Annotated in this window: 5 protein-coding genes; all 5 read left to right on the top strand. The window is 41.7% G+C overall.

Features of this window, described 5'->3' with window-relative positions; genetic code table 11:
* Positions 1-298 precede the first annotated feature (298 nt).
* The gene (locus LRL21_RS39380) at positions 299-3,103 is read left to right on the top strand and encodes a cadherin-like beta sandwich domain-containing protein (RefSeq protein ID WP_240421270.1); all 2,805 of its coding nucleotides are present in this window, start codon (positions 299-301) and stop codon (positions 3,101-3,103) included.
* A gap of 643 nt (positions 3,104-3,746) precedes the next feature.
* Positions 3,747-5,543: an ATP-dependent nuclease gene (locus LRL21_RS39375; RefSeq protein WP_240421269.1), complete on the top strand. Its 1,797-nt coding sequence runs from the start codon at positions 3,747-3,749 to the stop codon at positions 5,541-5,543.
* A gap of 311 nt (positions 5,544-5,854) precedes the next feature.
* Complete coding sequence (locus LRL21_RS39370; protein ID WP_240421268.1) at positions 5,855-6,016, top strand: hypothetical protein; 162 nt, start codon at positions 5,855-5,857, stop codon at positions 6,014-6,016.
* A gap of 231 nt (positions 6,017-6,247) precedes the next feature.
* Positions 6,248-6,649, top strand: a complete 402-nt coding sequence (locus LRL21_RS39365; RefSeq protein WP_240421274.1) for an iron chaperone — start codon at positions 6,248-6,250, stop codon at positions 6,647-6,649.
* A 2-nt stretch (positions 6,650-6,651) separates the two neighbouring features.
* On the top strand, positions 6,652-7,383 hold the full coding sequence (locus LRL21_RS39360) for an NAD-dependent protein deacylase (protein ID WP_240421267.1): 732 nt from the start codon (positions 6,652-6,654) through the stop codon (positions 7,381-7,383).
* Positions 7,384-7,575 lie beyond the last annotated feature (192 nt).

Here is a 7,575-nt window from a genome sequence, read left to right as displayed (position 1 = left end):
CTAATCCTTTCAATGGATTATGGACAGGTACTACCTGCCATTTCATTGTAAAGGATTTTTTTGTGTCTGAACTTTCTATAGACAGAAGATTATGAACATTCAGAGAAAATTAATGCAACGCTAGTGAGCCACTATAAAAAATACAAATAAAGCTCCTGATATTATAAAGTATTTAGTGTGTAACCCTTTCTTTTGAAAAAATGCTATTATCTCCCCGAGTAAACAAACAAGTGATCCCAGAAACCACATGATACTAATAAATGTCCACATGCTAACAACTCCATATACTCTCTCCATAATGACAGCAAAGATTTATATTACCGGTCAGACGGATGCCGGAGCTAAGCTTGTCATTAATGGAATAAGTGTTCCTCTTAATGACGAAGGACGTTTCGTATATTATGCGCCGCTCGATTGGGTGACGCAGGCAGATCGGAACCAGATCAAGATTACGGAATCCGATGAGATCGGTAATAAGACGGAATATGGCTTTGAGGTACTGCGTGATTTGGTAGGAACGATACCAACTTACCCTGGTGATCTTGCTGCTCTAACGACTGGAAGTGCTAAGATGAGCACACCTTATAAATTTGGTACAAATTCGTATCAAGCGTTAGCTAACGCGGATAAGGTTCGTGTCTATGCAGTTCCAATGACTGCATCCTCCGTGGTGAAAGTAGACGGGCAGACGCTTTCGGAAAACGGCTATGTGGATGTAGATGTGCCTGCTGCTGGACGTACCGTGCAAATACTGGTACATCCTGACAATGCAGCAGATAAGCAATATACGCTGCAAATTAACGGAACAGGCTCCAGCGTAGCGGTACTACGTACGTTGAAGCTGAATAACGCCACTGCTTCGCAAACGGGTGATGAGCTCGCTGCGCAGGCTTTCACAGGAGCGGAAGAAAGCTATGCCGTTTATGTGAATAATATGGTGGATCAAGTTACCTTGACACCTGGCGCTCTGAAGGCGGGATCAGACATTAAAGTTAAGGGACAAGCGGTTCCAAGCGGGCAAGCTTCCCAAACGATTCAGCTGCAAGTAGGAGAGAATCAAATTCCTGTGGCTGTTACTTCACCGGATAAGTCGGAATCGCGCAGCTATAAGGTTGCCGTTTGGCGGGAACCGAGCAGTAACGCACAGCTGAAGCAGCTGGGACTGGCTACGGAAGGCGCCAAGCTGGTGTCTGATTTCCATCCGGCTACCTTGAATTATCAGGTGCTTGTACCTAATACGACAGGGACGATTACACTTCAGCCTGCTGTAGAACAGTCTGATGCAACAATTCGCATCGAGGGTCAAGCCGTAACGAACGGAACAGCCCTATCGATTCCGATTACCAAGGATGCACAACCATTAGCGATCGAGGTAAGCGCACAGGACGGAACCAAGCTCACGTATAATGTTTCCATTCTGCGTCAGAAGACACTGCCTGTACAGCCACCTTTGCTGTCGAGCTTGCAGGTGAATACAACCTTGGATAGTGCCTTCAATCCTTATAAGCTTAACTACGGTAGCAGTTTTACGACCACTAGTGGTAAAGCCAACATAACGGCAATGGCCAATGATCCGCAGGCAGCAGTGACGATAAAAGGCGTATCACTGAAAGGTGGGGGGATCTTCACTCCTGATCTCAGTATTGGAGATAATACCATCATTGTAAGTGTCGAGTCGGCTGATCGTACCGTGTCGCAGACTTACTCCATTGATATGAAGCGTGTACGCAATTCTTCTAGTAAGCCGGACCAGAACGAGCGACAAACGACGATTTCTGGAAGCTCCGGAGGATGGACGTATCAAACCTCAATCGTTCGAACCGCAGAAGGCGGAAAAACGGTCGATTCGGTGAAGCTGGACGCGCAAGCAGCGCGCGCCATATTGGAAAGGGCGGTTCAGAACAAGGATAACATCGCTCGTATTTATGTGACTGACGTGCCTGATGCACCTGCAGATGAGCGGTTTGTAAGCTTGAGCACTGATTTCTTGACCGTACTTGCAGATGGGGGCATATCGTTGCAAATCGTACTTCCAGATGTGCAGTTTACTATAGCGGAAGCTTCACTGCAGCAGATGGGTAAAGATGGTAAGGATGCTTACTTCAGAGTTGTTCCAATTCGTGCTGATGCCGAACGCAGCGAGGTTACATCACGCGTTCAGGCAGCAGAGCTGGTACAAAAAGCGGCAGGAGGTCAACCGGTCATCGTGATCGGCCAACCGATCAAAATTGAAACTAATTTCTCTGGATACAAGACAGAGCTCTTGTTCCCACTCAATAACTTGACACTGCCTGAAAATGAGGCTGCTGCCAAGCAAATTTTATCGGAGCTGGCTGTTTATATTGAGCACAGCGATGGCGACAAGGCGCTTTCGCAAGGAGAAATCCGTTATGATGCCGAAGGCAAACTGGCTGGTATTGCAATTGAAATCAATAAATTCAGCACATTCACAACCATTCAAAAGAATGGAACAGATGCGCTGAAGGTGTTGCAACCTTATTTGTCTGGCTATCCGGACGGCACCTTCCGTCCATCGCAAGCGATCACCCGTGCAGAATTGGCAACGATTTTGCAGCGCATCGGGGCACGCAGCACGACAAGCACAACGGCATCAACACCAGCGGCGGGCTTTCCTGACGTAGCTGAAGGACATTGGGCTGCCAAAGCAATTGCTGATATGCAGCGCTCGGGACTGATGCTTGGCGATAACAACGGACTGTTCCGCCCTGAAGACGCCATTACCCGCGCAGAGGTGGCCAGCATCGCTGCCAGATTGCTTCCGGCAACTGCGAATAGCAATACACCGACTGCCGACTACAGCGATACTCGCAATCACTGGGCTTCCGAAGTGATCAAGCAGGCATCACAGGCAGGTATTTTGCAGGGTTATGAGGATGGCACCTTCCAACCAGATAATAAGCTGAATCGCGCAGAAGCGGTCAAGGTATTGAACAGATTGTTTGAACGGCCGTTGGCGAACGTGAAATCTTCAAGTTGGCCAGACGTACCACAGGACCATTGGGCAATACAGGAAATTGAGTCGGCTTCCGGCACGGTGAAGCTGTTGTCTGATGGTAGTGTGTATGTAGCACCGAACCATTAATAAGCAATAGAAGCGTTAAAACGTTAAAGCCCATGATGCCTATAAGGCGCTCATGGGCTTTCGTTTTGTTTGCTTTAGTTGCTCGCTTAAGGGGATCGGCCTGCGCTTGTATGTCATAATCAACATAGTCTCGTTTTTAAATGGTTTCGAGCAATGTCTGATAGCAGGTGTGGAAGAGGTCGATAACCATTTGAATATGGATATTGGTCCCATCAGCACTCGTTTTTCTTAGTTTGATTGCTACCGGTAATAAGAGAGAAAAGATCCTATCCCGCCGTGACTGATAGAAACGAAGTAACCTATGTTCCCACATACGATTTCTGTTGTAACTGTTTGTTTCTATATTTTAAGAGTTTATTTTTAATGAAGAATTAATAGATTAGACAAAGTTGATAAATTGGATACACTTGCAAGTTTTTTCGTTTACTAAGCTTACGTGAGATGCTATCCAATGAATTTGTTGAAAGCTTATTCCTTACCATACAGCAATAAAAAATGATAGTTTTCTTTCAAAGTGTTACCTTTCAGAATAATTTAGTTAATTAATCTTATGATACAATTGTTTATATAAGTATAATATGGAGGTATTTAGTAATTTATGTCGAATAATAATTCTATAACAAGATATAGGAGGAGTGAGTAAATGAAATTATCTAAGTTCACAATAAGAAATTACAAAGGAATCAAGGAGTTAACGCTGAATATTGAAAATATTTCCATAATTATAGGTCCTAACAATTGTTGTAAAAGCACTGTATTGCAAGCATTAAAGCAATTTGGTTCAGCAGATAAAAAGCTTGATCTTAAATATTACAATAATCATGATGCTAGCAAGCCCATATCTTTTCATGCAACATTTATTGATGTTTCGGATGAAGAAGCTACGCTACATGGATTAAGAGCTTCCATGCATGAAGAAACAAAATGTTTTATTGTTAGAGCGGTATATAACTATGGAGAGGATGTTAAAAGAATATCAAAAACATCAGGAGAGCCTACCCATGATCTAGAGGAAGAGGGATGGGAAGGGAAGATGGGCGGTGGGAACAATGCATCACATTTTGTTAATATTTTTCCTGAAGTAATTTATATTCCAGCTGTAAAAAACGCTAGTGATGAAATTAAAAATACCTCCGATAATATTAAAACTTTAACTGCACTCTACAGAGAAGTTATTCATTCATTAGATGAATATACCGAAGCAGAAACAAAAACAAGGGTATTACAGGATAAAATTAACCAACATGATGATGAAAAAATAAAGTATTTTGAATCAGAGATTCAAAGCTTTTTAACAGATATTACATCAACTAAGATAAATTTCAAAGTAAATGTTCAACCACTAGCTGAGTTTGTCAGCACTTCGGTTAACCCTTTGTTTAATTATAACGGAATTGAAACTGAGCTAGACTTTCAGGGGAATGGAGTACAGCGAACATTTATAGTATCAATTCTAAAAGGGTATCGTAAATACAAAAGCAAATATTCGATTGAAGCTAAAGAACAGGCATTGTCAAGAAGACAGTTGATTATTGCAATTGAAGAACCTGAATTATATTTGCACCCTCAGATTGCAAGGATTTTTAAAGACACTCTCTATTCATTGGCAGACGATAATTATTTCCAAGTTATTGCTACATCACATTCTCCAAATTTTATTGATCTATCTAAACCGAATAGAACCTTAGCTAAAGCATCTCTAAATGAAGAAAAGAAAGTTTGTATACATCAAGTCGATTCCGACATTTATGGTTTGCCGGATGATGAAAAATCGAGATTTCAAGCACTTTTGAAATTTAACCCACATGTAAATGAAGCGTTTTTTGCAGATCAAGTTATTTTAGTTGAGGGAGATACGGAAGTAGTAGCCTTACGACTGATTGGCGAAAAGCTGGTTCAAGAGGGGAATTTAGATTTAGACACGTTTAATAGAACGACAGTTGTGAACTGCTCTGGAAAACCTACAATGTATGTTGTAATGAATGTGCTTAATAATTTTGGTGTTAAATATACAGTTATACATGACCTTGATATTACTGAAATCAATGCGAAAGGGGACAGGAGAACCCCTGCTGCTTTGAAATCTGTTTTAACCATCAATTACAAACTAGAATATTTGGCAAATATCAGAAATAACAAACGGTTTGTGTTCCAACATACTTTTGAAGCGGAAATGCCGCACGATTATGAAAAAGGTTCTTCGAAATCATTTTCGGCTTATGAATACATAAATCCCAAATCAATTGATCAGATGCCTATTGGTTTAATAGATATTGTTAAATCAGTGTTTGGGATAACATTAGATACTTCTTTAGATCATTCCAATAAAACTTTGCTTACACGATATGTAAAGGCTTCTTGGACGGAACTGAGCCAAGCTATTGCTGAGTGGCAGGAACCCAAAGCAGAGGAATTTGTAAGACGGCATTGGAGTGGGTAATTAAACTCTTAATAGAAAATAGATGTTAACGATAATTCCTTGGCGATCTAGAAAGTGATAAGATTTTATAAGTAAAACCATATTGATTGGAAAAATAAATACATAAAAATACTGCATATGGTGCTGATATAAGTATTCAATTTCTCAGTATACTACAACAGCAAGGGTTTGAGGTTTAGCATGAAGCACCGCAGAGAGATGTTATCCCTTGGACGTTTCATATTGAATTATGCCGCGATCATACCTTCAAATAAATGACTATTAGATGGTGAAGTTGTAAAAACATTTTTACATCACCGTCTTTTTTTATTTTGAATAGGGTATTTTGTGAATACCAGCGCGGTTCACTCTCCGTTCATAATGTACCTGATAAACAAATCGGTATTTTTGTTTCCTATAGCGGGGCGAAGATGGAACAGCAGCGGCAGGTTTGGCAAAAGCCTTTTTCGATCGATACTATCCAGCACAAGTAGGCAAACTGTCTGCTGTGTCGGACGAGCTTGAGAATGCCGTGCCGAAATATGCCGGCTCCTATTACTATTGAGACAGCACCAGATTGTGCCTGAGTAAAGGCGCGAGGGATGCTTTTACTTTTATGGAGAGCTTAAATATTGATCCAGAAGCAGGAGGATATCTCGGATGGTCGAAAGTAAATAATGAGATATGAAGACGACTACCTATAAGGGCTTATGAAAGGAGAAATTATGGAAGGAACCCATAATACTTCAGATTCAATTGATGCATACATATCACAATTTCCTCCTGAGGTTCAGGAAATTCTTAATACGCTAAGAAAGGTTATACAAGAGTCGGCGCCAGAAGCTACGGAAAAGATAAGTTATCAAATGCCTACATTTGATCTGCATGGAAATTTGGTGCATTTTGCTGCTTACAAAAATCATATAGGATTTTATCCAGCTCCAAGTGGGGTTGCTGCGTTCAAGCATGAATTATCACCATACAAATGGGCAAAAGGGTCGATACAATTTCCTTTAGACAAGCCCATGCCTTACGAATTAGTAAGTCGGATAGTTAAATTCAGAGCTGACGAAAATATGAAAGAAGCAAAAAACACCAGTACCCGTAGCAGAGGAAAGAGGTCTTAGGCATGAACTTTAATGAAATCAAGAAAATCGTGGGTGAGAGCAGCAACATCGTTTTTTTCGGAGGTGCTGGTACCTCAACCGAGAGTGGAATTCCCGATTTCCGTTCTGCTGATGGATTATATAATGAAGGAACAGACGAGAGGTATACGCCGGAAGAAATGTTAAGCCGTGATTTTTTCTTGGAGCGGACGGAGATGTTTTATCATTTTTATAAATCCAAAATGCTTTATCCAGATGCAAGGCCTAACCCGGCTCACGCAGCATTGGTGAAGCTTGAGCAGAGAGGGCAGCTTAAGGCTATCATTACACAGAATATCGATGGTCTTCATCAGCTTGCCGGAAGTACGAATGTGCTTGAGCTGCATGGATCTGTTCACAGGAATCGCTGCATGGGTTGCGGTGCGTTATATCCATTGGCGTCGATCATTGAATCACGTGGACCTGTGCCTTTATGTGAGCGGTGTGGTGAACTGGTTAAGCCGGATGTCGTTTTATATCAAGAGAGCTTGGACATGGAACTGCTGGAACGCGCGGCAAATTATATACAACAAGCAGATGTATTGATCGTCTCAGGTACTTCTCTCACGGTTCAGCCAGCAGCGGGATTAATTCGGTTATATGAAGGAAACCACTTCCTATTAATTAATAAGAGTGCCACGCCCATGGATGGACTAGCCAACTATATCATCTCGGAGAGCATTGCCAAGGTGCTGAGTGCGCTGACAGCCGACTGAAACAGAGCTATGGGATTCAACATAGGTTATTCATTATGGTGATCCTGCATGCCGTTGAAGAAGCGGCTTTGTGGGGTGACCCTTTTTTATGATAAGAATTTGGAATCAAGCTATGTTAAGATGAACGTGGTATAATTTTACTATTTTGCAACCATATTGTGCTTGTTGTCGTTAAGTAGATGAGACCATTAG

Origin of the sequence: Paenibacillus periandrae, assembly GCF_022458865.1 — a bacterium.
Classification (GTDB): Bacteria; Bacillota; Bacilli; order Paenibacillales; family NBRC-103111; genus Paenibacillus_S; species Paenibacillus_S periandrae.
Note: the sequence above shows the minus strand (reverse complement) of the source record. Positions and strands in the feature narration are given on the sequence as shown.

Coding starts and splice junctions, on each gene's coding strand:
- LRL21_RS39365 (WP_240421274.1), top strand. CDS start 6,248: ATGGAAGGAACCCATAATACTTCAGATTCAATTGATGCATACATATCA.
- LRL21_RS39380 (WP_240421270.1), top strand. CDS start 299: ATGACAGCAAAGATTTATATTACCGGTCAGACGGATGCCGGAGCTAAG.
- LRL21_RS39375 (WP_240421269.1), top strand. CDS start 3,747: ATGAAATTATCTAAGTTCACAATAAGAAATTACAAAGGAATCAAGGAG.
- LRL21_RS39360 (WP_240421267.1), top strand. CDS start 6,652: ATGAACTTTAATGAAATCAAGAAAATCGTGGGTGAGAGCAGCAACATC.